Raw genomic sequence first — 828 nt, forward strand, 5'->3', positions numbered from 1 at the left:
GATAGTGATGAACAGTGCAGGCCATAAAGGCATGTCATTTGGGTTTAGGTTAGAGAACATGTCTGCTACTTGGAAATCACCCATCACTGTGTGCTCGCTAGATAGAGCAACCGCAGTCATTAGACCAACCGACATGAAGATAAGTAGTGCGCCAAATAGAGGGTAGAAACGACCGATGATCTTATCTACTGGAACGATTGTCGCGATGATGTAGTAAGCAAAAATAACCACAACCATTGTTGTCATGCTTACGTTTAGGCTGGTTTGATTATTGATTAGGTTTGTGATCATGCCCGCTGGCGCTGATACGAATACCACACCAACAAGAAGCAACAGGACAATGGCAAAGATATTCATAAAGTGTTTTGCGCCATTACCTAGGTAGCGACCAGTAATCGTTGGCACTGATGCACCGCCGTTACGCACAGAAAGCATACCTGAGAAGTAATCGTGTACGGCACCTGCAAAGATACAACCTACAACAATCCAAAGCATTGCGGCTGGGCCGTAAAGCGCACCCATGATTGGGCCAAAGATAGGACCTACACCAGCGATGTTAAGTAGCTGAACTAGGTAAACCTTCTTTGTTGACATTGGAACAAAGTCAACACCATCCGTTTTGGTGTGTGCAGGGGTTTGGCGTTTCTCATTGATGCCGAAAATTTTCTCAACGAAAGCGCCGTAGATGAAGTATCCGCCGATGAGGGCAGCGACACAAGTTAGAAACCACATCATAGCAATTGTCCTTGGTTGGGGAGGGTAAGTTTTTAATCTGAGGGTGCGTGTTGTGGGGCACGTGGGTTAAGTGCATTCGATTGGTAGATGAGT

1 protein-coding gene is annotated in these 828 nt (G+C 46.0%); it reads right to left on the reverse strand.

Going from position 1 to position 828, the window contains the following annotated elements; translation table 11 throughout:
• Positions 1 to 735: aromatic amino acid transport family protein (locus R7R24_RS25825; protein ID WP_318119978.1), on the reverse strand; the 735-nt coding region annotated here is incomplete at its 3' end.
• Between the last annotated feature and the right edge of the window lie 93 nt (positions 736 to 828).

This window comes from Vibrio sp. 704 (assembly GCF_033339295.1).